The following is a 26,403-nucleotide window of genomic DNA, read 5'->3' as shown; positions in this document are numbered from 1 at the left end:
TCGCGGAAGTTGCAGGACGTCGCACATTGCTGATACCGAATATTTGTGAGCATTATTGCGTATCACATTTACTTTCGTCCCATGATCAGCGCGGCTTGCTTTAAAATGTCATTCTCCATCTTGAGTCGCTGGTTTTCTTTCCTTAAAGCTAGGAGTTCATTTGCTTCAGGTGTTCGATTGGTCTTTTCTGTAAAGGTTCCTGAGTTTTGACTTTGTAATATCCAACGGTCCAGCGCTGATGCACTCAAGTCATATTCTCTTACAATGTCCACCCTGGTCTTTCCACTTTCATATAGTTGCACTATTTGTTGTTTAAACTCGGTTGTGAACGTTCGTCTTTGTTTTGGCATAGTAGATTCGCTCCCTTATTTATTTCTCCATTCTACTAGCCCCTATTTTCTTTGTCTAACTTAGTGTAGCCTTTCCAGAAATAAGTTTCTTGATTATCTCGGAGATAAGCATTATCCCATCGAAATTCTTTCTAGAGAAGAAAAAGTAGAATGGGCAAAGGAGATACTAGACGAGTATGAAGAAGATGGTATACAAGCAAGGAACAGTTTTAATGGCGTTTGATTGTAGACCCGGGAAGAATAGACTCTTTGTTGTAGTAAGTAATGATGCAGTAGCTGAGATTGAGTATAATGACTTCTTAGCGGTATCTACTACTTCTGGAGATAAGCGTAATAAGTTTGATGTGGATATTGATTGGGAGTATGCTGGGTTAAGCAAACCCTCTGTAATAAGGGCAATAAAATTATATTCTTTAGACAAAGGTGACGTTAGTCGTATCTATGGTCAGTTGAATCCAAGTGACTTGAAGAAAGTACTAGATTCAATTAAATCTGTTTTCTAGTAAAAACAAGAGAATTACTTATATAATTAGTGCTAAGTACTTAAAGAGAATTTAACTATGAGGAGATGTTTATATTATGTTTAAGAAAACACTTATTATGGTAGCAATCGTTGCCACTGTTATTACTGTTGGGAATGAAGCTAAGATTGAAGCTTCTGCATCCAAGCCAGCTTTAGGTATTGATGTGGTAGTTGATGGAATGAAAACAACCTTTCCTGATACTGAACCATTCACTGATGCTAACAACAACACTATGGTACCTATTCGTTTTGTAAGTGAGAAGTTAGGTGCTAAAGTACTATGGGATAACAACAAGCAAGTAGTTACCTTAGAGTATAACGGAAAGAATATTGTTATGCCTGTAGGATCTCAGAATGTAATTGTAGACGGAGTTAATCAAACTCTTAACACTTCTGCTATTAAAGTAGAAGGAAGAGTTATGGTACCACTTCGTTTTGTAAGTGAAACTCTTGGAACTAAAGTAGATTGGGATCAGAATGCAGTTATGGTTAACATTACAAGCCCTGCTTACCAAGCTAAGATTGATACTAAAACAGTTAAGTTAGATGCTTGGGGTCGTGAGCTTAGAGACAGTCAAACTAATTCTTTCTGGACTACACTTAAAGATACCGAAGATTGGGCTTATAATGTTAAACCAGTAGATAACTATAATCCAGCATTCACTCCAGCTACTGCTATTAATGTTAAAAAGGATTATACTAAATATGAAGCAGATAAGGTTGGTAAAAGAATTAAAAATTATTACAGTACCGCGCTTAATATTGACTATCGTACCTTTAACTCCTCTAACTATATGTCTGGAATCTCAGGAAATACATATAGTAGTTGGAAGCTATCAGTAGCTAAAGACATGGAAACTTGGGTCAAAAAGAATAAAATCGTTGTAGAAGGTTATGCATTTCCAGAAGGACAGTTTTATTACCGCAATGGTTTCTATCACGAAAGAGTTAAGTTTAAGTTTCGTGTTATATCTGGTACCGACGTGTCTCAGTTTAATATGGATAGCTGGAATGTATCTGATGGATCCAGTAGACCCTACTTCATTAAGAAAGGAGTATGGTATTCTGGATATTCAGATGTAGTTCTAAGTACTAATTCATATGACACAACAGACGGGGGTATTGTACAATTATTTGAAAGTTTACGTATTAGATATTCCGAAAATATGTTCCTTGAAGGTAAAAGTGAATATAAAGAGTTAAAGTAATTTGAGATATAACTAAAGTAAAAAGGTTAGGTGAGGTGTATGACTAGAAAGAGGTATCTAAATTTATTTTTAGCTATTATAATAATTATAACAAGTTTACTAGCACAAGAGACAGCACAGGCAGCAGAACAAGAGTCTGATGGTTCTATACAATTAGGATTACAATTTAATAGGGATACGGGGGACTTACAGCTTCAGACGGTTAATAAGAAAGCCACCTCTGGTATACGTTATCAATCTGTAGGTTGGGTAATTCGCACAGACAAGACGTGTACTGGTTCAGATGTATTAACATCTGAATGTACTCCATTATCTGATTCTAAGTATCTTAGGATAAATATAGGAGATGCTGGATTAGTAGCAGGCGAGGATAAAGATCATACAGATGGTACTGTGCTATCCACCTTCACTATGAATGCAGATGCTTTTAAAGCAAAGGTTAAGACTTCTGGTATATCTGAACTTAAGTCAGGGCAGCAAGTACGAGTATCTACTATATTCAGAGTAAAGATAGGTGCTACTCTTTTAGCACAGGAGTATACTACTTTATCCTCTATAAGAGGTGCACAAGCTTGGGCTAACAAAGGGGGGTTCAGACAGTACTACGATCAGCCTATAACATTCTACAGTAAAGAAGAATTTAGAGTTAAGAAAGTTAGAAAGTCCGATGGTGTTGTATTAGACTCAACTATTAATGCAGGAGGCTCTAACTACTTAGTAGAGAATCCAGATAGTCCCAGCAAGAAATGGCCTGGTGGGTCACCTATATCTACTCCTATTCTATTAACTGACAATGCTAATACAAAACAGTATAGTAAAGTTCCGGGTAAGACATATAAGCTTGTGGGATCTTATATAGTTAATGAGATGGATAAGGTAACAGCATCTTACACTACAGCTACAAAAGATGCCCCCAACTGGAAAAGAGCTAGTGATGTAGTTACAAGAAAACCCAACGTTCAATTCGGTGGATCGACATTAATTGCACTGTATGAAGAATCCAGTAAAATAATATGTAATTGTGATAGTGAACTTAATATACCTGATAGCTCTAATTTTGGTGGAGAGGTAATAGGTGCTAAGATAGGTAAAGAAGTTCCAGTCAATATTAGAACTAAGTTATCTGACGAAGATTTAGAGACATGGGTAATAGCTATGAAGACAGCTACTAATACTAAACTTAAAGTAGATATTATTCGTACTGATAAAGGTCCTAATAATACAGGAGCTGTACCGATTATAACTGGCTCTCCTACAACAGGAGTAGCAAACCCTATTGATAATGATGATCTTATAAAATACTTCAAAGGTGTCTCTTCTTTAAACTACAAGGATAATCTAAGTAATTATCCAATACCTGAAGATGGTAAAGTAGAGTTTGCTTACAATGCTAAGCTAACTATTACATACACTGCAGGTGGGGTTACTCACACTATAGAATGTGATGCTGGGGACGAAACATTACTTAAGTTTTTCCGTAAGAAGAAATTAGATGTAAATGTATTTGGTACTTATACGTCTAGTCCTAGTTATTGGTCTGAGATAAAAGAAGGTACTCCAAATAACGAAACATTTGAAGCTATGGCAGGAACTCCAACTACTAGAAACATTTATTATGCTTCTGGTGGATCAGAGTTTATTGTAAACATAGAAACAGAATATGTTGCTAATGCAACTGCAACTAGATCATATAAGTCTTATTTTACATCTGTACCTTCGGGATGGACTATGGCTCCTATAACTGGAGGAAAACAAAAAGACTCACCGCCTAGTAGACCTACTCCACGAAGAGCAACTGATGTATCAGGAGCATCTTATACAGAGACTGTAAGTCAACAATCCGGACCTTATACAAAAGTACCGGGAGTGCCTGGATCAGGGACAGCCGGACAGCCCGGTTACGTAGCCCCTATTCCTCCTGTAATGGGTACTGAATATTGGTGGGTTCAGGAAGGCTATAGTAAACAGGTGGGTGGTTATGAAGATAACTGGACTCAAACTTCTACCTTTGATTACACTAAAATAAATAAAGCACAAGTATGGAAGATCGATCGTTCTAAGGTAGATGGGATGACTACACTACTTGGAACAGAAGAAATAACCGCAACTATACAACAAGGAGATCCAGTGTTATTTTCTAACATAGCTACCTCTAATACTAGTTCTGCAGGACGTTTAAGATATTCTCTAGAAACAGGACAACACGATACTGTTATTTGGAATGAAGGAAGTTCGGACAATAGAGATGCTAATAGTGATAGTGATAGTTACGTAAATGAAAAAGATAAGTTCAAGGAGAGGCGTGCTTTAACAACTGGATTGTCAACACTAAACTGAACAAAAATTATAAGGGCATAATCCTAGCTTCAACTGGCGTTAAGTTTCCAAGTGTTCCATGTATACGGTGATCATTGAACCAGTTAACATAATCGTGAAGTTCGATATCTAGTTGTTCTTGTGTTTGAAAATGAGATTGGTTAGCGAATTCTGTTTTAAAAAGTTTGAATGTTGCTTCTGCTACTGCATTATCGTAAGGGCAACCCTTCCTACTTAACGATCTCTTAATTCCAAAGGTCAATAGAGCATCAGATATTAAAGTGTTATCAAACTCTTTACCCCGGTCGGTATGAAACATTCCAATGCGGTCTAAACGTATTGAGATACTTGCTATGGCCTTGTAGACGAGCTCCGCTGTCTTTCTGGCGCCGCTGCTATATCCGATAATTTCTCGGTTAAATAGGTCCACAAATAAACATACGTAATGCCAGTTCCCGGCAACTCGCACATACGTCAAATCACTGACGACAACGGCGTATGCATCATCTTGATTAAACCTGCGTTGTAACTCATTCTTCACTTTGGACTCGTTAGAATCACTTTTGAAGGGCTTGTACTGCGCCACGGTATAGTTAGATACCAATCCGTGTTTCCTCATTACGATTCCAATCTTCCTGCGTGAAGGATTTAGAGTCCGCTTACGTAGTTCTACTTTGATTTTTCGTGTTCCATAGTTATTTCGACTTGCTTTAAAAATTTCAACTACAGCGTCCTCTAACTGCTACTCTTCCTTACTTTCTGCAGGTTTTGGCTTGTAGTAGTATGTACTTCGCGGAAGTTGCAGGACGTCGCACATTGCTGATACCGAATATTTGTGAGCATTACATTTACTTTCGTCCCATGATCAGCGCGGCTTGCTTTATCTACTCTTGTCTTTCCACTTTCATATAGTTGCACTATTTGTTGTTTAAACTCTGTTGTGAACGTTCGTCTTTGTTTTGGAATAGTAGATTCGCTCCCTTATTTATTTCTCCATTCTACTAGCCCTATTTTCTTTGTCTAACTTAGTGTAGCCGTTCCATTGGTCTAAAACATAATGATGAGTATCTGAAAGACATTGAAGGTTTTACTACTCTCTAAAATTACATTGGTCTAAAACAGGACGAATCCTCCTCATTCCATGCCTTATGTTTTACTACTCTCTAAAATTACATTGGTCTAAAACAGGTCGGTAGTAGTCTTTACGTTCGTGGATGTTTTACTACTCTCTAAAATTACATTGGTCTAAAACGTTGGCTTGGTCAAAAATTCGCTTGCACCTGTTTTACTACTCTCTAAAATTACATTGGTCTAAAACTTCAGCAAAGTTTTTTCCGTTCATAATAATGTTTTACTACTCTCTAAAATTACATTGGTCTAAAACACCATCCCAGACCATAGATGATCTTTTATCCGTTTTACTACTCTCTAAAATTACATTGGTCTAAAACGAGAAGAACTCTATAAGAGGCAGGTCACTTGTTTTACTACTCTCTAAAATTACATTGGTCTAAAACATATCACTGCGCCTTGTGGATGGTTATATCGTTTTACTACTCTCTAAAATTACATTGGTCTAAAACACTTGCCGATACCAACTAATTTGGAGTATAGGTTTTACTACTCTCTAAAATTACATTGGTCTAAAACAAAGTCCTTCACAGCGTAGGCAAATGGTGTGTTTTACTACTCTCTAAAATTACATTGGTCTAAAACAACGGAGTTCAAATCGACGAGCGCCAGGAGGTTTTACTACTCTCTAAAATTACATTGGTCTAAAACTTGCAGGGATGCATTTGAAGCGCGGTCAGTGTTTTACTACTCTCTAAAATTACATTGGTCTAAAACCAAGATAAATGAACTTGAAACGAACCGTTAGTTTTACTACTCTCTAAAATTACATTGGTCTAAAACAAATAGTCTTGTGAAGAGGTAACTTGTCCTGTTTTACTACTCTCTAAAATTACATTGGTCTAAAACGAACATGCTGGTGGGTTTATTTCCATGTCAGTTTTACTACTCTCTAAAATTACATTGGTCTAAAACGTACGTACTCGTAATCGTCTGTGATAGGGCGTTTTACTACTCTCTAAAATTACATTGGTCTAAAACAACTCAATATCTGGGATCATTGGATTTTTTGTTTTACTACTCTCTAAAATTACATTGGTCTAAAACGGTGACACTGGACCCTGCAAAACTTCCTCAGTTTTACTACTCTCTAAAATTACATTGGTCTAAAACATCAGTATGTGAGAGAACGTGAGGATACATGTTTTACTACTCTCTAAAATTACATTGGTCTAAAACATACTCTCTGAGTTATTACTGGAAGCGAACGTTTTACTACTCTCTAAAATTACATTGGTCTAAAACGCGGTAGTGTGTTACCAAATTGTTCTTCGTGTTTTACTACTCTCTAAAATTACATTGGTCTAAAACGGCAAGTCGCTTTAACACTGGCATAAGGAGGTTTTACTACTCTCTAAAATTACATTGGTCTAAAACACCTTGTACTACATTAAATCTAACTCAATAGTTTTACTACTCTCTAAAATTACATTGGTCTAAAACGTACTCGCTCGTGTTCATTATATGGTTCATGTTTTACTACTCTCTAAAATTACATTGGTCTAAAACAAGGGAACGTAAACTCCAGGACTTGGACCAGTTTTACTACTCTCTAAAATTACATTGGTCTAAAACAGCTCTACGCATGCTTATGTCAACGAATGTGTTTTACTACTCTCTAAAATTACATTGGTCTAAAACTTTAAGCAACACCGATGACTTTCTAACCATGTTTTACTACTCTCTAAAATTACATTGGTCTAAAACTAATTTCAACGTGGATTCAGACGTTTAGATGTTTTACTACTCTCTAAAATTACATTGGTCTAAAACATGTCTGATTCTGTTGTTGACGTTCTATTTGTTTTACTACTCTCTAAAATTACATTGGTCTAAAACAATGTAGATTTGGAGGCATTAGATGTATATGTTTTACTACTCTCTAAAATTACATTGGTCTAAAACCAACCAGTACACGAATACGTGACGCAAGTCGTTTTACTACTCTCTAAAATTACATTGGTCTAAAACTCTGCCAGTCTCTATTCTCCATTGTTAGGTGTTTTACTACTCTCTAAAATTACATTGGTCTAAAACTGGCCAGTGTGAATGTCTTTTCGTTTCTTCGTTTTACTACTCTCTAAAATTACATTGGTCTAAAACACCTGGTGTATCATTTCTCCATGTTTGCTCGTTTTACTACTCTCTAAAATTACATTGGTCTAAAACCTCAAATCGGCGGTTTTGCAACCCTTTTGGTGTAATTTTAAAGAATTACATTGGTTTTTGGTTACTTTCCAGGAATTCTACGTATTTAGGATCAAGCAGATCATACACACCATAAAAATCAATGATCGACAACGTTGTTGTTAACTGATCAATAGATAACGTTGGATGGTCGTATTCGAACAACTCTAACTCCTCTTTAAGCTTGAGTAAATTATATCTAGACCCATTATCATACATCAGAATTAAATTTTCAATATCAGTATACTTCACAAAGTCTTTACTTGATGAAATACATAGTACTGTCACATTCAGACTCTTCAAATACAACATTAACGCTTCATAATCCTTTATCGCTGCATCATTCTCGGGATACTCATAAATAATGACTATATCCTTTTGTTGAACATTCAACTTTAACAACAGATCAATATATAACTTGCGTAGCTGTAATGATTGCAAAGAGGTTTGTTCACTGATAGAAAGTTGAAAGCTCAATTGCTTCAGTATGGACTCCATCAATTTCTCTGTAAGGTCAAATTCGATTTGCACATCACCAATATACAAGGTGGTGCTGAATATCATCTTTTCAAGTGCATGCATGAATTCATTGTACTGGCTAATGAAGACCTCATCATGCTCAAGTTGATATTTCAAGTGCTGGACTATCCATTTACTAAATTCCTTGTCCTCAGCTAATTCAAATACAGATTGCTTCATATGAATGACATATTTCTGTTTAGCCAATACATCCCTATCCTGCTCTCGAACAAATAGGTAAGGACTATTCATACACTGCCCTTGAACCCAATCAAATATCAACTTTCGTACACGATACAAATTAGAAGTAGATTGTAACATTATACTATGAACCTGCCCAGGTTCTAGAATGATCTCATCCATATGACTAAACAGCATTCTCATAATTCTATCAACCTATCTATTCGTAATACAGGATTCGTGAACAAGGCTTCGTTGCCAAATGATTCGATTGTAGCAAACTGCTTCTCCGTTACTAACATAACATCAATCTGGCCATGCTGTGGAATTTGCTTCATTAGCTTTGCTTTATGGAGTTGCATCGCACTGTGATTAAGAATGATCTTGGTATAGATAGAATATTGGAACATAACATATCCGTTGATAATAAGAAACTTACGGAACCTTCTGTACTCTCTTCGTTCTTCACTCGTATCTGTAGGAAGATCAAACATAACAAACATTCTCATAATACGATGCACCTTCTCACCTCATTAATAATAGCTAGGGAATAGTACCTTTTTCTCTTTATCTCCATTCAGATATTCCATACAACTTTCTACGTACAGCTGAACGCTGTGATTCAAGGTATAGGCTTTGCCGTTAAGCTTTATCTTTTCGTCAAAGATAGCTAACAGTTTACGCCTTTCGTCTTTTCCAAAACTCGTGCAATCCTCTATTTCTCGCTTGACGATTCGATCTACAACGGGGCGATATACTTCCATCAAGTCACTAGCCAAATTGTAAAAGTTGAATTCATTAATATGGTGAATGCCTACCTCAGTTAAATATCCTTTACTTACAATCATTCTTGCAAACATCGAACAAAGAATACTATAACCATAATTCAAGGCCCAATTGATTACTACATCTTGATCACGGTGAAAGCCGTGTCCGAACAATAGATTAAAGTAGACTTTTGCTGCAGGTCCCTCACGATTGGTTCGATCATGTGGTTCCACTTGGCTTATATAATCGCTAAACAATCCTATACGGTCATCAGCTGAAAAGCGCTTAAGTAATTTTTGCTGATTAGTAATTTTATGCTGAATAACTTGTTGCCATAGTTGGCCTTTTTGCTCACCACTCCAACTAAATTGTTCTTTAATCTTTCTAGCTTGTCTATGATGTCCGTACAATGGTTGAAGCAGGGTAGCAGGGTTGTATTCCTGGTCACAGATCAGAGTCATAATATTCTCACTTGCTAAAGCATTCATTAGGTGTCCGGTCAGAACAATATTAGGATTTTCAACGACGACTGCTGAAATTTCCTGTAGAGGAATCTTAGCAACAGATTCATTGGAGACAATCAAATGATTCAATCTTAAGCTCACTTTAGCATCCTTTGCTATGACAACTGTACGCCAGCTCATATCATCCCTCCCTTACTATTTGCGATACTTCAATCCCGTTACCGATTCATGGATAATTGTTATGAGTTCTGGCTTTATACTACCTAGCATCCACCTTCCACCTAATGCATCGGAACGTGCTGCACTAGCTGATGATACTTTAAGGGCCTCCTTAATCATCTTAGCCCCACTTTCATGGCTATCAATTTTATTGCTTGCCTTTTCGAACTTAGTCTTATCCACTCCAGGCAAATGCTGATATTCCTTGAATATACAATCACCTAATACATCAAATACTAACTTTGAATCTACTTGCTCCTGATCAGACGAATCACCTTTTCTACGCATGAATTTAGGATCTAGCACCTGAGAAACATTCTGATGGACGTCCTTTTGAAGCTGTAATTGCTTCCTGTTTCGAAGCTCTGTTGAGGAAATGAAATATGCAGGCTCCCCGTTATATTGTATCTTCTGATATTTGTGAAGCTTCGAGATCAAGGTTACATTTGTATATTGCGGATAATGCTTTACAACAAGCTTTTCCGATAATTCCTGATCAGTTAAACCACGTAATTGGTAATAATCATATACACGAACATCCATAATTATTTGTTTACGAGATTTCTTATTCTTTTTGATCTCATCAACAGCAAGAACCAATGAAAATAGATTATTAAAGTTCTCATGTGTTAACTCTGTATAGCTCATTGTGTCTTTCACTTGGTCGTAATTCTTCTTCATCTTAGGTGAATACACTGTCTCATTGTAGAAACTAGATTCCGCACTGCCAATCGCATACGTGCTTTGCCAAGGTAGGTCGTACATTACCTCGTCTAAATACTCCTTAGCACTTTGGTGTCCACCTTGTTGTATAAGGATTGGATAGCGCTGTTCATGGAAATTACGGAATAAGAAGAAATCCTCTTGAGCCGATATCTTCTGAGTAAGTAATTGATCCAGATTCTTTCGTTGAAGGCTGAATTGTAAGTAGTTTACGCCATATTTCGTAATCACCGATAGAATAAAGGTAGCGACAAGGAATGCATCTACAGCATGATGTTTATTATTAATTTCACGAACCTTGGGCAAATAATTGGCGTGTCTAAACTTTGAAATGATATTTGCCTTTACTAAGTGAATGTTCGAGTCTTCGAAACGTTCCTGAAGAAGTTCTTGCACATGCTTAATAATTTGACGAGTCTCTACCAACTGACGTTTAATAAAGCCATCAAGCTCAATATCAGTAAGCTTCTTTTTTGTTAAGTTGTCATACTTTTTACGAGAGATTAAATTCAGATTTAATAGGCTCTTCCAATAGGTAGTTACAGCATAGTGCTGATTATGAGGAATGGTCTCCAGTGGAACAAAGGTACCTTCCTTTCTTTGGTTAGCACTGCTCAGGACCAATGCTAGATTATCAATGCCATCATCCTTTACGATTCTACGAGGAATAATATGATCAATTTGATAGGTTGATAGCTGATTAATATCTAAAGGTGTTTGAGTATATAAGCACTTTCCTCCTTGTAATAAGTATAGCCAGAATCTTGTTTGCATAAACTTACTACTGTCATTTGGTTTACTATTCTCTTTATAAAATGAAGCATATTCGCTAGACTTCAAACTTTGTCCTAATAGTCTCCACTGGTCCTCCCTTGATTGGGTTCGTAGCTTCCTCTTTTCTTCATCCCTGGCTACTTCAAGCATAATATGCTGAGGCTCACCAAAAACACCAACAAGCTCTTCGATTATTTTAAGAGATTTCCATATTCCTCGCTTAATAGCTGGAGACCCTGCTAATTCCTCCACATCGGCGTATGTTAAACGATGAGTCGTCTTTTTGTTTTTGTTCTTTGTATTTTCCATATCAATTCGCTTTTGTAAATACGAGTATTGCTTGGTTTTCGATTGCCCACTCGCGATAGAGTGTTTTGGTGATTTCAACTCATTAAACACATAGTGCTGTTGTGACATTCCTTCGATTAGTGTCATGGTAGCATGTTCATATACGGGAATTCCCGTTAACAACTTCTTGCTTAGCTTTCCCCATCCTGTTGGCTTCCAATAGAGCAAAGCACGAATAATATCATCATGTAATAAATACCCGTTGACATTCGTATCCTTTAAATGAATCAATCTTTGTCTTATGATTTGTTCCTCGTTGAATACAGTTAGTGTATAAATAATATCCTCATACAGGTCATTTGCAGATTCCAAAACCTCTCCAAATATTTGCTTCAGCTTTAAATAACTCGACTGGGAGCTGGCGAACTCCTTTTCTTTGGATGTACCAAAGATTTGATAGCGTTCACCATCTTCATGGTGGACATAGCTATTCTTCCAGGGCGAACGGAGTATGGCTTGCATGACATCATCATGGTTAACCTTCTGCTTCTTCTGAAACACTTCCTGCATAAGCCACTGCTTCAATCTAGGATCTAGACGATGGTCGATATGTTTATCCTCGGAGGGCCGGCGGATTTGAATTCGGTTCAATTCATCTAGAAGCTCAAATTGCTGATACAACAGGGCATGCTTAGGCAATACATCCTCAGTGTGTAAATAGGTACACTTATTCGTCATACGTGCGATGAAGCCCTCTGCAGTCTGCGATTGATCAATTACCTCATGAAAGTTCCACGGTGTAACACGTGACTGCTCATCATGACGAGTGGCCCAGCCAAATGAACTTGTATTATGCTTCGTTGTTCCTTTCACTAGAGGTCCAACGAAATACGGAATCTTGAACTGGATAAGCTGAATCACTTGTTCTATCCACCCATCCGTCATTATTGGATAATACTTAGCTTGTTTCTCTAATATTTTTCGAGTTTCATACATACTATTTTGCACAGGGATGGCTGAATTATCTTTATTGACCTGCTTGACCATGTATTGATGCTCATCAATTTTACGAATAATTAATTCTAATTGGTTAAGTTGATGGGGCGACTTCGCCATAGATAGATAAGAAGTGATAAGATCACGAACAAATAAATTGAAATATAGATCAGTATTTTTACTGTCTGCCTTCTCAGCACTGTTTCCTAACATATCCTCCATTTTCTGATTAGGATTTGCCTGTAAAGTATATCGATCTAAAACACATAACAAGTTGATATTAGGCTTCTTTTTATATTCACGCCAATTATGCTTTGATGTTATAAATAATTTGCGATACTCTTCTTCCGTGCCATAGTTTCGCACAATTTCTTTCAGATGCTTCAAGTCTATTTGAAATTGTCTATATGTATCTACCTTTGCCTCCGCCACCGTTGCATGCTTACCTAACAAACCCTTCAGTTGAAGCCTCTGAAAAAGAATTTGGGCGTCCAGCATAACCTCACGTTCTTCTTCTAACAGCAGATCTAACCTAACTAGGAAATCCTCCATAGAAATTTGTAGCTTACCGTCATTGCCCTTTAATTCCTTATATTCATCCACTTGACTGGACAGTGGAAATAGCTTTAAAAAAGAGCCTGTTAAGTTAAGCATAAGCTTAATAATTTCACTTAATGTGCTCGGAAGGAGTGCCATTATCGCTTGGTGCCTCTCTGTTTTGCTACGATCTTTGTCATTACAAATATCTACGATTGTTCCAATAACATCGAATTCCACAACATGCGTATCATTAACCAATTTCTGATAATCCTTGATTAGTGAATTGAAACCATCTGTCTCATTGCTGGCGCCTCGGCCTTCTAACCATTCGTCTGTACCATTTAGGAAATGCCCTCTATGTTTCACTACATTATGGATTGCTAAATATATTAATTTAAGGTCAAATTTACGGTCTTCTGTAAGTAATGCTGAGCGCAAATGATAAATCGTTGGATATTTCTTAGGGTTAACCCTCATTTGGTTCAGTACATGAGTTAATGAGCGTTCTTCAAATTGATTATCTTTCCGCCAATATGTAGGTTCCTCTGTATAAGAAAAAAAGGGTTGGGGATTATCCATCAATGGAGTCCATAACTCCTGCAGAAGTTGGATTCTTCGTTTTCTCCGGTTATACCTTCGTCTTGCTCCACGCTGTAATCTACGAGCCTCCGCTGTTTCACCTGCATCAAACTCGTGAACTCCAATTGCGTAGCGGTCTCTATGCTTTAATATCTCAAACTGCTCATTAATACATGCCCAGCCTACAGAATTTGTGCCAATATCTAAGCCAATACTATAATTGAATTTTTCCATCAAAATACCTCCTCTATATTTGCAATATAAGTTAATTATGTTATAGTAGATGTGTTACTACTCTGTAACATTACATTGGTAAGTTAAAATAAGCCTTGAGCGTAAAAGCTGACCCATAGGTCTTCACAAAAGCACTTAACTTCGGTTAAGTGCTTTTGTCTGTTCATCTCACGTTAACATCCCCGCTAAATTAGACATTCTACAGAGACTTTGTTTATCCTTTAATCTGATTGAGGTTGCTTTTCATCGATGCAAAGGCACGGTAGACGATCTGTGCATTTTGTTGGGATCTTAACCTACCCTTAACAGTGAGATACCCGCTTGCCCACTCCAGCCTGATATAACAACTGCAAATCATCAGGATGACCACTTTATATAAATTGTCCACGATAAGCAGTAAAGTATAAATATGCTTTACCATTAACTTGTTTGCGAAAATCTGAATTCGACTCCTTAATAACTGTCTTTTTCATCTCCAAAAGTTCAATGTGTACTGTGCCATGGGATCACGTCCAGTTAATTCACGAATACGCAACGCCGTATAACAATTAATCTCTCCCCTATAAATAGCCTCAGTAGGATGAACGGGCTTGCCTTCTTTATCCACAATAATTTCTGCTCAGATAAAACTCACATTGACAACTAATTAGGACCAATCCATTATTAAATACCTTCAAGATTCCTATCATCTTGTTGCTCTTTAGTGCTACATCAGTTTTTCATCAATAGTTCGATTTAGATACAAATGACCCATAAGAGGATCACTTATTTCTAAGTTTCCATCTAATGGGTCACAGTTCATATAGAGTAATCTTAAATCAATTCCGGTTCGGACTAGATAATATATTTTCAATCCACGCACTCACATGGAGTGCGACCATTTCGATTGCAACGGCCTGCTGCTTGAGCGATCATTTCAATCCACGCACTTTACATGAGTGCGACTGCGAAAAGCAACACAAAAGTAGGTATTTGATCGCCTTTTTATTAATAAAGGTTCCCTTTCCTACTTTCCTCTCTACTTATCAACCCAATAATAACCAAATTTCATACCTTTTACAAGGAATTCTGGTGCGAACCCCCGGGGTTTTCATGTGTGCTTCGGGTTCGCACCTAAGATATCTCACTCCATCACCAACACAATCGGACAATGATCACTACCCATAATCTCATAATCTATCTGTGCATCAACTAACAACGATTCCATTCTCGAGGACACTAGGAAATAATCGATGCGCCAGCCGATGTTGCGCTCTCTTACTTTGGCCATGTAGGACCACCATGTAAAGGCATCTGTCTGGGTTGCGTAGAAATGTCTGAATGTATCGATAAATCCAGCGTTCAATAACTTTGTCATTTCACCACGTTCTTCTAGTGTGAAGCCCGAATTTCCTCGATTGGATTGTGGATTCTTTAGATCAATTTCTTGATGTGCTATATTTAGATCACCGCAAAGGATAACAGGCTTGTGCTTGTCCAACTGTTGAATATAGCTGCGAAACTCTAGTTCCCATGCTAATCTTACTTCCAATCTAGATAGATCCCGTCTTGAATTGGGCGTGTATACATTCACAAGATAGAAGTTCTCGAATTCCAATGTAATGATTCGACCTTCGGGCTCTTCATCTTCCACTAGACCATAACGCACAGAAATTGGCTTGATCTTCGTGAATACCGCTGTACCGGAGTATCCCTTCTTCACTGCATAATTCCAGTACGTTGAATAATCTTCACCAAGCACCATAGTGATCTGACCTTCTTGTAATTTGATTTCTTGAACACAGAATATATCTGCATCCACTTCGTTGAAGTAATCATTAAATCCCTTAATTACACAGGCTCTTAACCCGTTCACATTCCATGATACTAATTTCATATTCTCTATCTCCTGTTCTTTCGATTCGTACGTACATCGTATCATAATGATACAATAGCAAGACATTTCCCTTCAATTTGAATATACTTGATACAGCCATGCTATTTCAGGGTAAATAAACATATAATAAATCGTTCTATGAAAGAGAGGAATTAATAACCAAATGATCATCAAACCGAGAACACGCGGCTTTATTTGTACGACTTCACATCCGGTAGGCTGTGCGCGTCAAGTACAAGAACAAATAGAATATGTACAAGCCCAACCAAAGGTTCAGGGTCCACGCAATATATTAGTCATTGGAGCTTCTACGGGATATGGATTGGCATCACGTATTGTTGGTGCTTTTGGAGCACATGCGAATACCGTTGGTGTATACCGTCCTAGTGTAGCTACCGAGAAACGTACCGCATCTTCAGGCTGGTATAATTCCGCAGCATTTGAACAAGCCGCACAAGAAGCTGGTCTGAAATCATATAGTGTGACTGGTGATGCTTTCTCTTCTGAGACAAAAACAAACACAATCGATCTCATTCGCTCTGAAATCGGACAAGTCGATCTCGTTATCTATAGTGTCGCTTCCGCTCGTAGAACTGATCCTGCAACTGGTGAAATGGTCAACTCTGTTCTGAAACCAATTGGTCAGCCTTATACGAACAATACCGTTAACTTTCATACAGGTGAGGTCAGTGACATTACGATTGAACCTGCAACAGAAGATGAAATTCGTGATACGGTTACTGTCATGGGTGGTGACGATTGGGAATGTTGGATTACCGAATTACGCGAAGCTGGCGTACTAGCCGATAACGCGAAGACGATCGCATACTCGTATATCGGATCAGAAATTACACAAGCTATCTATCGAGAAGGATCTATTGGTCAAGCAAAGGACCATTTGGAAGCAACGGCTATTCGAATGAATGACCAACTCGCTGCAACGGGTGGTTCTGCATATGTCTGCGTAAGCAAGGCCCTTGTTACACAATCCAGTTCTGCCATTCCTGTAGTACCCCTTTATGTATCTGCTCTATATAAAGTTATGAAAGAGAAAGGGCTTCATGAAGGATGTATCGAACAGGCCTATCGATTATTCACTGAACATCTATACCATGCGGACGGTATACCATTGGATGATCAAGGACGAATTCGCATTGATGATTGGGAACTACGTGAGGATGTCCAGGCTGAGGTTATTAAGATATGGAACCAGATCACGAGTGATAATATTTATGAGTTAACGGATCTAGAAGGATATCGCCGGGAATTCTTCCAATTGTTTGGTTTCGAAACGGATGGCGTTGATTATGAAGCGGATGTTAATCCTATTGTTCAGGTTCTTCACCTTACATAGTCCCATGATTTCATAATTAGGAGGAATCCATTGTTATGCGCGTAGAGAAAGATTTCCTTGGTACCAAGGATGTTCCATCTGAAGCTTACTATGGTATTAACACGATTCGTGCTGCAGAGAACTTTCCAATTACAGGTCAACGAATTCATACTGAATTAATTCGATCTTTAGCCATGGTCAAGAAAGCGGCAGCTATCGCAAATATGGAGATTGATCAGCTACACACTCATGTGGGAGATGCTATTGTTCAAGCCTCAGATGAAATCATTGGTGGTCTGTGGTTCGAACAATTTATCGTTGATCCTATTCAAGGTGGAGCAGGGACTTCCATTAATATGAATGCCAATGAGGTCATTGCGAACCGAGCTCTTGAAATTATAGGCAAGGAAAAAGGAAACTATGAGTATATCAATCCGAATAATCATGTAAATATGGCTCAGTCTACGAATGATGCCTTCCCAACCTCCGTCCATCTAGCAGTCCTCACGCTGATTAAGACCTTACAACAATCGATGGAAGATTTACATAAGGCATTCAGTGATAAAGCTACGGAGTTCGATGGTATTATCAAAATGGGACGTACGCACCTGCAAGATGCGGTTCCAATACGTCTAGGACAAGAATTCCAAGCCTATGCACGCGTCTTGGGAAGAGATATACAACGACTTCATGCCACGAAGAATAATTTGCTTCATATTAATATTGGAGCAACCGCCGTTGGCACTGGGTTAAATGCAGATGCACGCTATATCGTAAGAGTCGCAGAAATCCTTGCAGATTTAAGTGGTTTTCCGTTAGAACCAGCTGAAGATCTAGTGGATGCCACGCAAAATACGGACGCCTATACCGAAGTATCTGCCGCCCTAAAGATCTGCATGATGAACATGTCCAAAGTTGCCAATGACATCCGTCTGATGGCGTCTGGTCCAAGAGCAGGATTGGGTGAAATCACACTGCCTTCACGTCAACCTGGGTCATCCATTATGCCAGGCAAAGTAAATCCAGTGATGTGCGAAGTGATCAATCAGATTGCTTTCCAAGTCATTGGAAACGACCACACCATTTGTCTTGCATCAGAAGCCGGTCAGTTGGAACTTAACGTCATGGAACCAGTCATGGTCTATAATTTATTACAATCATTAGAAATTATGAATCAAGGTTTTCGGGTCTTTCGTGAACATTGTATTGAGGGGATTCAAGCAAATATCGATCGATGTCGGGAATATGTGGAGAATAGCGTAGGGATTATTACCGCACTCAGTCCACATTTGGGTTATGAAGTCGTGACGAAGATCGCACGCGAGGCCATCTTAACCGGTCAATCGGTACGAAGTCTATGCCTTCATTACAATGTACTATCCGAGAACGAACTTAATATCATTCTCGATTCATACCAAATGACGAATCCTGGCATCGCAGGCGAAGCCTTACTTCATAAAGTGTGATCATAAATACGAAAGAGCAACGATTACGTTGCTCTTTTTTTAATGTATTATTATTATTTTTTGAAGTGATTGACTGTATTAGCTACACCAGTTAATGCGAATAATAATGCCACGAAACCAAAACCATACGTTATTTTCCAATTACTAAGATCTGTAACCATCACTGCAACAATAAAGCTAATAGCTGCTAGGTAGTTCAAAATGGCAATCGTAAGATAGTTAATTCCTTTCAACCCTATCGCCTCTTTCATGTAATCAATCTGTATCCAATCCTATACCACACACAATAATACCACGCTATTCGCCAAAAATCGCTATTAGATCAAAAAAAACAGATCAAAGATATTATCTTTGACCTGCTTTTTGTTATTTCGGACACATCGTAAATTTAGCTTTATTGAAGAATCTTTCTAGCTACTAACGCTAGATCGCTAATATCAATGGTGCCATCTTTCGTTACATCTAGATGCTTCACACTCTCCCAATCTGGGCTAGTCGTATTCTTACCATAATTCGCTGCCACTAGAGCAAGATCTCCAATCGATACTTTACCATCATTATTCACATCTCCAGGGATACCCGGTACTGGTACATCTACTGTGACTTGAATTGAATGTGTTGAAGCGATTGCCTCTTTCTCCACCCCTAGCGCATCTCCCATAATCGCTTGGGTAATGGCAATTACACTATTTGTATTCTGCGTTACTTGTTTCGCTCTATAATTTAATTCTAAGAATTGCATATCACCTGTGATGGCATGTGTTGCACCTTCGCTGATGATAACCATTCGAATGCGTCCAGGTGTAGTCTCTTTCGTCTCTAGCAACTTAATTCCTTCTTTTAAAGACGTAGCATTTACGAAGCTAAGCACTTGGCTATCATATTCCATCGTGATGTCCATGGCATATACATTGTCCGTCACACTCTTCAATCCGAATGAAAGGGCGAACTCCTGACCACTTAGAACTGAAGCAACACCCGATAAATTCGTAGTTGGTTCTCCATCATCAACGGGTGGTGTAACATCTCCCACTCTTTTCACTGGAATGATCTCATATATTTCCGGAATGACTTGCCCGTTCCATTGTAACTTAACCTCCAACACATGCTGATAGTTAGAAGTATTCACACTGTTATAGGATTGCGATAATGTTCCCGCGGTATGCCATCCACTTTCATCTCTTACCGACACTTCCGCATTGGAGATACCCGATGGATTTTGTAAAATAATGATTTTCTCTATCCGAGTTTCATTCGAGAGTTTATAGTTCAGCGTTCCGGGCTTCGATGCACCCGCTGGCTTATAGAATGTCGCTAAGCGATGATCAATAGCATTCACCACTTCATTTCCCAAACCACCGGAAGGGCTAGCTTGGATCCCAGGTTTCACCGTTCCAGGTCTTTCGATCCCTTCATTAACGATGATCTCATTGAGAGCCATCCATACATTATTCGTCTGCGTAGAGATCAGTCTAACATATCTAGCATCAACTTGATCTACTTGCACCCGTTTAAATCGGTAGGGAACTTCATGTGTAGGGAAATTCAGACTTTTATCTCCTGGATTATTGAACGAATGGATCGTTGTCCAAGTCTGACCATCCAATGATAATTGCAAGTCACCTTTTCGGAAATAATCTCCTTCTCCATCACCAATGACTACAGCCACATTCTCGACATTAACAACGCCACCTAAGTCAATGCTTACGTATTTACCTGCAGTCTGCATGCCACCAAACCACACCTTATCACCTAAGTTACCGTTATATACATTTTGGAGATTTCCTTGATATACGCTCTCATAATTATGAGTGACAACAGGTGCACCGAACTTATTTAACTTCACCGTCAGTTTATTAAGATCGAAAGGTATATCTGCACTACTCTTGTTGATTAGTCTCACGTATGCTGCGTTAGGATACGATCCACCTGTAACACTAACTACCTGCCAGACAACACCATTCTCTGAAGTCTCTAGTACCGCGCCCTTATTGATGCTCTCTACTGTGATTTCTGATATTTGCTCAATAGATGGAAGTTTGATTCCAACATATTCAGAAGGCTTCAACGTCGTTGCACTAATGTTGGACAGTTCTGCAGATACTTCCGTAGCTATAACTGTAGAACCCTTCAATGTATCCACATTCGTATATACTTGTGTCTTTCCAGCTGTTGCATTTATTGTGAATTCTCGGACTGCCGTCCATAGATCGGGCTTTCCACCTGGTATGCCAGCATGAGTTAATCGATATCTCACATATCTAGCTTGAAGATCAAGCTCTGTGACCACAATGCTATAACCAGATCTTTCAGCTCCGATTGAGGTCCAAGTCTGACCATCCGTTGAGTATTCCAATACCCCTCTTTGAAAAATATCATTATCTGTATTTGTTCTTCCTTGTGTAATCTTAATATCGTAAACGGAGGTCGTTTTTCCTAGATCCAGACCATACCAATCCCCGTTGACTTGCTGTTTCTGAACATACGTATAGGTACTAACGTCACCATCAATCATCTTGTTTAGATCCGTTGGCGACCCATAGGACATCATAGCCGTAGGGATCACATAGTCAGGATCTATCGATGTGTAAATTTTCGCATCTAGCTTATTAATCAATTGTTGAGCAAAAGGAACCAATCGTTTGGATCCTGCTTCTACCGTCACATCAGGATATTTCAACTTCTTAATGGTGAATGTTCTCGATTTCGCTAATGCACTGCTTGCTTTCGCGAGCTCTCCCCACGCTAAATCGATATCATTATTCTGAACAGCTAAAGCTGATGCGATACTGGATTTATCGGCTTGAACAACCTGCTGTAAGCTATTCAGCCACGGATTGATTTCATTCACCATATTTGTATTCAGACTGTTTGCTCTAAAAGATTGAATGGCTTGCAGTATGTTATCCAATGCAGCGATTAATCTAGTTCCAACAACACCTGCGGGTTCACCATTATTATATTGTGTTAAGAACAATTCAAGATCAGCCTTAAGATTCTCTGATTCACCTACGACAAGACCGTGAGTACTTGGTGAAGGATCGCTTAAATGGTAAGCAATTGTATGGAGATCTTGTGCCACTTCAGGTGCAACATAGTCGAAGGAGTCCAACCAGCTTTGATCAGTATTGAAATCATCTACATTCCATGTATAATCCGCAACTGCGAACAAGGCAATCTTAGACAGTTCCGCATGACCCATGGGATTCGATACAACACCTGATATATTATGCGTTCCTGGTTTTAATACTTCACCTTTACCTAACATCAATCTAGAATCCCGATAATCATTCACTGGCCAGTTCAACCACATATAAGGATTTCTACCTGTTGCATCCTTTACCCATTGCATATCTGCCGTATTGACCGTACCGACAACACTATTACCCGTCCACATAATTTCAACATTGGCAGGAACATTGCTTAGCGCTTGTAAATATGGCTTACCACCCTCTCCCGTCCAACTTTGGTTATAGAAAGGCGGGCAATAGATTAGGGATTTAACATCTCCCTTCGATGTCACCCAATTTGCAACATCGGTGATCAGCTTCACGTGTTTTTCTTTATCCGTCAATGATTGAGCTGTACTAATATCATCCATGAATAATCCGAATTGACGTACCCCTACACTATGAAGCTGTTCTAACTTAGCTAATAACGTTGCTAGTTCAGCGTCATAATTATTCCAATTGATCATATTGAAACCAGGGTGAATTGCCCATACGAATTGTGTCTTCGATTCATGACCAGCGTCGACTAGCTCTTTAATCTTGGCTAATTCAGCCGCAGGATATAAAGTTCTCCAAGACGAGTTATGATACACATCATCTTTTGGAGCGAAAATATAGGTATTCATCTTGAATTGTCCACCGAACCGCATAAGACTAATCCGATCCTCATGTGACCAAGGGAATCCATAGAATCCTTCGATAAATCCTCTGAAATTCGTGTCCGCATAATCTTCATATTTCACCGTTTGAATCTCTTTTCCAGGAATCTGATCAAAGATCATCTTCAATGTAGCTAATGCATAATACGCTGCATCCGTAGTAGCACCTAGGATAGCTATGTTTCCTGACTGTTCCGTCTTGGTATGGATATCTAATACGTGTGCATCTTGTTTGGTGAAGATGGTAGCATCATAGTTGATATGATCATTGAAGTAAGTATCCACGTATCCCGTAGAGTTCTTCACTCCTACCAATACATTCGTCTTCCCTGCCACAACACTGCTTGATTTCGTTGCCGTTATCGACTTAGAAGCAAGGATCTGATCCAGAAAATTCTGGGTAGAAACATCAATGCCACTCTCAACGACAAGGTTCACTTCATTCGTTATTGTAACATTAGAATTATAATAGCTTTGAGCTTGAGGCAAAGGGTATATTTCATATTGCCCATTGTTTGTTGCATTGGTTGTCTGAACATCAAGAGTCACTGGACTGGCACTCACTAATGTGGATAATACATTTACAACCATAAACAACGCTAGTATCAAACTAAGTGTCTTCTTTTTCATTTTCCTGCCACCTTTCATTCCACTAATTGACGATCAATCTTGCAACACTTGTGAGATCTACAATATCAATCTTTCCATCTTTATTGACGTCAGCCTTCTTAACTTGCTCCCAATCTGAACTATTTACGTCTTTACCGTAATGTGCTGCAACGATACCAAGATCCCCGATGCTTACTTTTCCATCCATGTTGATGTCACCAGGAATTCCGATGACAACCGGTTCAACTTCAACACTTAATGTTGATGCTGTTGCTGTTGCTTCTGTTCCATCAGCGAAGCCGATCTCGGCTTTCGAGACTTGAATGATCCCCGATTTGGCTTCCGTCACATCTTTCGCCTTAAAGCTCAATTCAAGTAAAGACACATCTCCAGTTACGCCATGCTCGGCACCTGTACTTGCAAGTAATGTACGAATGGTTCCAGATGTCGTCGTGATGGTCTCGAACGGATTGACACCACTGATTAATGATCTCATGGATACGAAATCCATCACCACGGGATTATAGTTGACAGTGATATCTTGAGCGTAAGAGGGTTGGTTGATACGATTTAGACCCAGTTGAATATTGAATTCTTCTCCTGAATCTACACGACTTGCACCTGTTAATTGAGTAGCTTCTCCCTGCTCTGTAGCATTAGATCGTGAAATAACATCCGTTTGAAGCTTGTTCTCAACAGCTTGGGTCGGCAGTGCATTTCCAAAGGCATTGTACGCCTTAAGATTGGTATCAAATCCAGCTACTAATGGGTATGAACCTGGTGCAATAGTAGGAAAGTTGCCTTGGAAAATAAAGTCTGTACCTGCCTCATTTTGGCTTACATATTGGAATTCGATAGGTTGATCACCAATGGTTCCTTTCAAGTTACGATCACCACTGAGCATCATGTAACGATCGAACACCACTTTGATCTTCAACGGATCATTGGCTAAGTAGCCGTTGGGATTAGGTGTTTCAATTGCAATCGTCTTTAAATTGGCAGGGGGACTATTCACATTTTTCTGCCATTTCAAATAATCCACATCAAATTTAATGAAACTCATCTCTGCGCTACCCGTTCCTTCATACAATAGACCAATATCCCCGTTCGCAAGATTTGCTAGACTGGAATAGGCATAATGTCCTTCTTTGACCAATTGCGAATATTTCCAATCGAACTTATACTTTGTTCTGCCGTTGGAATACGTACCTTCTTCTAATATCAAGCCAGCTTTCACCGTCCCATTAATGCGTGATGAACTGTTGCCAGGGCTTGCAAAGATCACTGCCTCTTTTCCATCGATTAATCCGTTATAACGAATTGCTGTCATTTGACAGTAAGCTGCAATCAATCCACTTTCGGTTACAACTTCCGAATCCCAGGTCGCTCCACCGTCAAAACTAGTTGCAATCTGAGCAAATCCGGAATAATTTCTCATGAATATTTTGAGTTGACCATCGGGCATCTCGAGAACTTGAGCTTCTGTAATCTCATTTCCTCTGAATGTTCTCTCTTGTAGAGTCACGCCATTCACGATACGACCTTCATTGGGTGATTCGCCACGATGCCACGTCACACCATGATCATCGCTATAGATCACAGCACTTGCTTGACTATTCATTTCGTTAGTGAAGTATATAGGGAATACTAGTCTTCCCTTATGAACCCCTTGTGTCAATTGAATGCCCGACCCCGGTCCCGCACCTAGAAAAGCCATCCATTCTTCTTTGATCCCTGAATTCAAGTCAACTGGCCCATCCCAGGTTACACCATCATCATCACTGTGCCACATCTCCAAATAAGAGGTTTTAAGCGGCTTTAACGGTGAATTATCGAGGAAAATATGACTTACTTTTACATTGTTATTGTACAAATCTCTTTGCTTATCCACGGTATATGATGTTTTCACATTCAAATGGTTATAGACCTCTCCATTCTCTCTCACCGTATACTCAGCATTGCTTGAATCCCAAAGGATCAAATATGGTTTGCCATTTATAGACTTGAAGCCGCTTCCCTTCTGTGCAGTTGGAAATCCAGCACCTTCTGGAAATCCAAGCACAAGGGAATAAATTCTATCCGTGTCTTGATCTTGTAATAGGGCTTGATCAATATTCGATGCGTTTCCAGGATAATTATTGATGAGAACTTCGTTATTCTCCCAAGTATCCCCTTGGTTTAGACTTCTTTTGACGATAATATCGATGTTCGCTGGAGAATCGCCCCCACCATTGATCCGCTTATCAATACCCGAGATTAACGTTCCTGCCTTCGTGTACAGTAGAGCCGGAATACGATAGGCACTTGAACCATACAACCCTGGGTAGAATACGGAATGAGGATCCGTAATCATAGCACTATCGGGTAAAGGATTCTGTACTGGAACCGCTTGCGTTACTCCTGTAATTGCAATTAACTCTTGGTCTGTTAATATACTTCCATACACTTCAGCGAAATCTACTTCCCCGCTAAAAGGATAGTTATTAGATCCAGACTTTCTTTCTGTACGGCCTATTTGAGCACTGTTCGGTGCGTAAATATTGCTTAGGAATTTCCTGACCGTTGTTGTATCCTGCTTGACCAGCTTCCCATCAAGGAAATACTTGTAACCTTGTGTCTTATCTACTACCATCGCTAACGTGTGAACCTCATTTGTCTTTAAGGGTACATCCACTTTGAATTGCGTATTTGTACTTATCTCTCCCGTCTTCTCATAACGATTCTCACTGCCTATGGCAGATGGAGTGACGTATAGATGAAAGTGCCCATTCGCTGTAGTATTGTTGCTAAGTGAGAATAAGGACATGATTGGCGTAGCTGTTGGACGGAATCTGATGATAATCGTCCCTTCATCAAGCAACTTTAATGCATCCACTTTATCATTTAGATTCGTGAAATTATTGTTATAAATTTGCTGATTATCCACTCTTAATATCAAATTTGAAGCGGCTATATTGTGTATAGGTTCATTAGCGAATATCGTCGTTGGAAGCATGACAAGGAGCATGATTAATACTAGTAATATGGATGTGGCTTTTCTCAATTTACACAACTCCTTTATATTTAAATTTAATTTCATTTGAGTTAAACGCTTACATCTTTTGCTTGAAATAAGCATTCTACATATCCTTTCATTATACAAACAGTGAATGCGATTTGATTTGATATCTCTTGATGTAGAGTTGATATTTTTGGCACTTATTTTTATCATGATAAAAATGCACCCCTTAG

The 26,403-nt window shown here is 38.8% G+C and carries 14 protein-coding genes, 2 pseudogenes and 1 CRISPR repeat array; of the genes and pseudogenes, 5 read left to right on the top strand and 11 right to left on the bottom strand.

The window, feature by feature from the left end; translation table 11 throughout:
• Positions 1–350: pseudogene (locus tag ACH8E3_RS04590) on the bottom strand (transposase); the annotation flags it as partial.
• 176 nt (positions 351–526) lie between these two features.
• Between ACH8E3_RS04590 and ACH8E3_RS04585 the strand changes: the two are divergent.
• The 3 genes from ACH8E3_RS04585 (at position 527) to ACH8E3_RS04575 (ending at position 4,418) form a co-directional block, all read left to right on the top strand.
• Positions 527–853, top strand: coding sequence for a type II toxin-antitoxin system PemK/MazF family toxin (locus ACH8E3_RS04585; protein ID WP_458631417.1), 327 nt, complete (start codon positions 527–529; stop codon positions 851–853).
• Between the two features lie 76 nt (positions 854–929).
• Positions 930–2,081, top strand: coding sequence for a copper amine oxidase N-terminal domain-containing protein (locus ACH8E3_RS04580; protein WP_458631416.1), 1,152 nt, complete (start codon positions 930–932; stop codon positions 2,079–2,081).
• 39 nt (positions 2,082–2,120) lie between these two features.
• The gene (locus tag ACH8E3_RS04575; RefSeq protein ID WP_458631415.1) at positions 2,121–4,418 is read left to right on the top strand and encodes a hypothetical protein; all 2,298 of its coding nucleotides are present in this window, start codon (positions 2,121–2,123) and stop codon (positions 4,416–4,418) included.
• A gap of 7 nt (positions 4,419–4,425) precedes the next feature.
• On the opposite strand, the pseudogene ACH8E3_RS04570 reads toward ACH8E3_RS04575, so the two are convergent.
• From ACH8E3_RS04570 to ACH8E3_RS04540, 7 genes and pseudogenes are all read right to left on the bottom strand, one after another.
• Positions 4,426–5,363, bottom strand: a pseudogene (locus ACH8E3_RS04570) (IS3 family transposase).
• A gap of 118 nt (positions 5,364–5,481) precedes the next feature.
• Positions 5,482–7,697: direct repeats of the CRISPR family, unit length 36 nt; unit sequence GTTTTACTACTCTCTAAAATTACATTGGTCTAAAAC.
• A gap of 45 nt (positions 7,698–7,742) precedes the next feature.
• Entirely contained in the window at positions 7,743–8,618 is an 876-nt protein-coding gene (locus tag ACH8E3_RS04565) for a hypothetical protein (protein ID WP_458631414.1), read from the bottom strand.
• A complete protein-coding gene (gene cas2 / locus ACH8E3_RS04560; protein ID WP_458631413.1) occupies positions 8,615–8,923 on the bottom strand; it encodes a CRISPR-associated endonuclease Cas2 in 309 nt (102 codons plus the stop codon). Before cas2 ends, ACH8E3_RS04565 begins: the two co-directional genes overlap by 4 nt.
• A gap of 24 nt (positions 8,924–8,947) precedes the next feature.
• On the bottom strand, positions 8,948–9,826 hold the full coding sequence (gene cas1 / locus ACH8E3_RS04555; protein WP_458631412.1) for a type II CRISPR-associated endonuclease Cas1: 879 nt from the start codon (positions 9,824–9,826) through the stop codon (positions 8,948–8,950).
• Between the two features lie 15 nt (positions 9,827–9,841).
• Positions 9,842–13,999, bottom strand: coding sequence for a type II CRISPR RNA-guided endonuclease Cas9 (gene cas9 / locus ACH8E3_RS04550; protein ID WP_458631411.1), 4,158 nt, complete (start codon positions 13,997–13,999; stop codon positions 9,842–9,844).
• Positions 14,000–14,468: 469 nt separating this feature from the next.
• Positions 14,469–14,606 (bottom strand): hypothetical protein, encoded by a 138-nt coding sequence (locus ACH8E3_RS04545; protein ID WP_458631410.1) that lies wholly within the window; start codon positions 14,604–14,606, stop codon positions 14,469–14,471.
• Positions 14,607–15,122: 516 nt separating this feature from the next.
• A complete protein-coding gene (locus tag ACH8E3_RS04540) occupies positions 15,123–15,875 on the bottom strand; it encodes an exodeoxyribonuclease III (RefSeq protein ID WP_458631409.1) in 753 nt (250 codons plus the stop codon).
• 163 nt (positions 15,876–16,038) lie between these two features.
• On the opposite strand from ACH8E3_RS04540, the gene fabV reads away from it, so the two are divergent.
• Entirely contained in the window at positions 16,039–17,229 is a 1,191-nt protein-coding gene (fabV, locus tag ACH8E3_RS04535; protein ID WP_458631408.1) for an enoyl-ACP reductase FabV, read from the top strand.
• A gap of 35 nt (positions 17,230–17,264) precedes the next feature.
• Positions 17,265–18,674, top strand: a complete 1,410-nt coding sequence (gene aspA, locus ACH8E3_RS04530) for an aspartate ammonia-lyase (protein ID WP_458631407.1) — start codon at positions 17,265–17,267, stop codon at positions 18,672–18,674.
• Between the two features lie 53 nt (positions 18,675–18,727).
• On the opposite strand, the gene ACH8E3_RS04525 is transcribed toward aspA, so the two are convergent.
• The 3 genes from ACH8E3_RS04525 to ACH8E3_RS04515 form a co-directional block, all read right to left on the bottom strand.
• Positions 18,728–18,907: a hypothetical protein gene (locus ACH8E3_RS04525; protein WP_458631406.1), complete on the bottom strand. Its 180-nt coding sequence runs from the start codon at positions 18,905–18,907 to the stop codon at positions 18,728–18,730.
• 161 nt (positions 18,908–19,068) lie between these two features.
• Positions 19,069–23,193: a beta-N-acetylglucosaminidase domain-containing protein gene (locus ACH8E3_RS04520; RefSeq protein ID WP_458631405.1), complete on the bottom strand. Its 4,125-nt coding sequence runs from the start codon at positions 23,191–23,193 to the stop codon at positions 19,069–19,071.
• A gap of 22 nt (positions 23,194–23,215) precedes the next feature.
• Positions 23,216–26,215, bottom strand: a complete 3,000-nt coding sequence (locus ACH8E3_RS04515) for a sialidase domain-containing protein (RefSeq protein WP_458631404.1) — start codon at positions 26,213–26,215, stop codon at positions 23,216–23,218.
• Positions 26,216–26,403 lie beyond the last annotated feature (188 nt).

Source organism: Paenibacillus sp. CMAA1364 (genome assembly GCF_054373195.1).
This window is presented reverse-complemented; position numbering and strand designations above follow the sequence as displayed.

Excerpts from the sequence above, each read along its gene's own strand:
- ACH8E3_RS04585 (WP_458631417.1), top strand. The coding sequence starts at position 527 with ATGAAGAAGATGGTATACAAGCAAGGAACAGTTTTAATGGCGTTTGAT.
- ACH8E3_RS04580 (WP_458631416.1), top strand. The coding sequence starts at position 930 with ATGTTTAAGAAAACACTTATTATGGTAGCAATCGTTGCCACTGTTATT.
- ACH8E3_RS04575 (WP_458631415.1), top strand. The coding sequence starts at position 2,121 with ATGACTAGAAAGAGGTATCTAAATTTATTTTTAGCTATTATAATAATT.
- ACH8E3_RS04565 (WP_458631414.1), bottom strand. The coding sequence starts at position 8,618 with ATGAGAATGCTGTTTAGTCATATGGATGAGATCATTCTAGAACCTGGG.
- cas2 (WP_458631413.1), bottom strand. The coding sequence starts at position 8,923 with ATGAGAATGTTTGTTATGTTTGATCTTCCTACAGATACGAGTGAAGAA.
- cas1 (WP_458631412.1), bottom strand. The coding sequence starts at position 9,826 with ATGAGCTGGCGTACAGTTGTCATAGCAAAGGATGCTAAAGTGAGCTTA.
- cas9 (WP_458631411.1), bottom strand. The coding sequence starts at position 13,999 with ATGGAAAAATTCAATTATAGTATTGGCTTAGATATTGGCACAAATTCT.
- ACH8E3_RS04540 (WP_458631409.1), bottom strand. The coding sequence starts at position 15,875 with ATGAAATTAGTATCATGGAATGTGAACGGGTTAAGAGCCTGTGTAATT.
- fabV (WP_458631408.1), top strand. The coding sequence starts at position 16,039 with ATGATCATCAAACCGAGAACACGCGGCTTTATTTGTACGACTTCACAT.
- aspA (WP_458631407.1), top strand. The coding sequence starts at position 17,265 with ATGCGCGTAGAGAAAGATTTCCTTGGTACCAAGGATGTTCCATCTGAA.
- ACH8E3_RS04520 (WP_458631405.1), bottom strand. The coding sequence starts at position 23,193 with ATGAAAAAGAAGACACTTAGTTTGATACTAGCGTTGTTTATGGTTGTA.